Annotated in this window: 1 protein-coding gene and 1 pseudogene; both read right to left on the bottom strand. The window is 65.5% G+C overall.

Translation table 11 applies throughout. The features are described 5' to 3' along the window. Positions 1–91: 91 nt before the first annotated feature. Positions 92–1,223 (bottom strand): peptide chain release factor 2 gene (gene prfB / locus I5M_RS27785; RefSeq protein WP_148287976.1). Its coding sequence is split into 2 segments (ribosomal slippage): positions 92–1,153 and positions 1,155–1,223, totalling 1,131 coding nucleotides; the frame shifts between segments, so codons are not numbered across the junction. A 136-nt stretch (positions 1,224–1,359) separates the two neighbouring features. Beyond that, positions 1,360–1,754, bottom strand: a pseudogene (locus I5M_RS30755) (penicillin-binding protein); the annotation flags it as partial.

Raw genomic sequence — 1,754 nt, 5'->3', positions numbered from 1 at the left:
AAGCCGCCGTCGAGCAACCGCCCCGCCATGCCGCGGCCCATCTTGCCGAGGCCGATGAAGCCGACTTTGGCGCGGCTGCTTGTGGACACGCTTACTCCACGTCCTCGACCGCCCCCGGCCCCGTCCCGAACGCACGTTGCGCCAGGGTCGCGGCCATGAACTCGTCGAGTTCGCCGTCGAGCACGCCGGCGGTGTCCGAGGTCTGCACGCCCGTACGCAGGTCTTTGACCATCTGATAGGGCTGCAGCACGTAGGAGCGGATCTGGTGGCCCCAGCCAATGTCGGTCTTGGCGGCCTGATCGGCGGCGGCCTGCTCTTCGCGCTTCTTCAGCTCGATCTCGTAGAGCCGCGCGCGCAGCATGTCCCACGCCTGGGCGCGGTTCTTGTGCTGCGATCGGCCGGCCTGACAGACCACCGCGACGCCGGTCGGAATATGCGTCAGCCGCACCGCGGATTCGGTCTTGTTGACGTGCTGACCGCCGGCGCCGCCCGACCGCATCGTGTCGACGCGAACGTCGGACTCGGCGATGTCGATCTTGATCGAGTTGTCGATCACCGGGAAGATCTGCACGCTCGAGAACGAGGTGTGCCGGCGAGCGTTCGAATCGAACGGCGAGATGCGCACCAGGCGATGCACACCGGCTTCGGTCTTCAGCCAGCCATAGGCGTTGTGGCCGGAGATCTGGATCGTCGCCGATTTGATTCCCGCCTCTTCGCCCTCGGACTCTTCGAGATACTCGACCTTGAAGCCGTGCTTCTCGGCCCAGCGCGTATACATGCGCAGCAGCATCGAGGCCCAGTCCTGGCTCTCGGTGCCGCCGGCGCCAGCGTGGACTTCCAGATAGGTGTCGAACTTATCGGCTTCGCCGGACAGCAGCGCTTCGAGCTCGCGCCGCGCGACTTCCTTCTTGAGATCCTTCAGCGCGGCTTCGGCTTCCTTGACGACGCCCTCATCGCCCTCGGCTTCGCCGAGTTCGATCATGTCGATATTGTCGGTGAGCTCGCGCTCGACCTTGCCGATGCCGGTCAGCGAATCCTCCAGCGAGGTTCGCTCCTGCATCAGCCGCTGAGCTTTTTGTGGATCGTTCCAGAGGTCGGGATCCTCGGCGAGCTTGTTCAGCTCCGCGAGGCGGACAGTCGACTGATCGACGTCAAAGATGCCTCCTCAGCAGCCCGACTGACTGCTTGATCTCTTCGACGAGGCGTTCGATTTCTGCGCGCATGATGTCTCTTGTGCGGCCGGAAGCCGCGAGGCGAAAATCGGCCGGAGGCCGTAAAACGAACGCGACCTTGAGGCCGCGAACCGATGAGGCGATTTAGCGGGCGACGCGGCAAAGCGCAATCGCCCGAATGACGCGCTCAGTACAGGCCGCCGGTGCCGGGCCGAAGGATCGAGCGGTCGGCGTCGGGCGACACTCCGGGACCAGCGCCGCTGCCATCGGCGACGCCGATCACAGCGTAATTGTCCGGCGGCGCGGTGCCCGGCTTGAACGCCTCGAGGATGGTGCGGCCGGTGTCACCTGGTCCGGCGCGCATACCGGTCTTGGCGTCGACGCGGACCAGCTTGATGCCGGCCGGGACGCGGAACGGCACCGCCGGTTTGTCGGCAAGCGCGAGATTGAAGAAGTTGCGCGCGATCGGCGCCGCGAGATGGCCGCCGGTGGCAGAGCGACCGAGATTGCGCGGCTTGTCGTAGCCGATATAGACGCCGCAGACATAGTCGGGCGAGAAACCGACAAACCAGGCGTCCTTCT

The sequence above is a fragment of the Rhodopseudomonas sp. B29 genome (assembly GCF_000333455.1).
GTDB lineage: Bacteria > Pseudomonadota > Alphaproteobacteria > Rhizobiales > Xanthobacteraceae > Rhodopseudomonas.
Note: the sequence above shows the minus strand (reverse complement) of the source record. Positions and strands in the feature narration are given on the sequence as shown.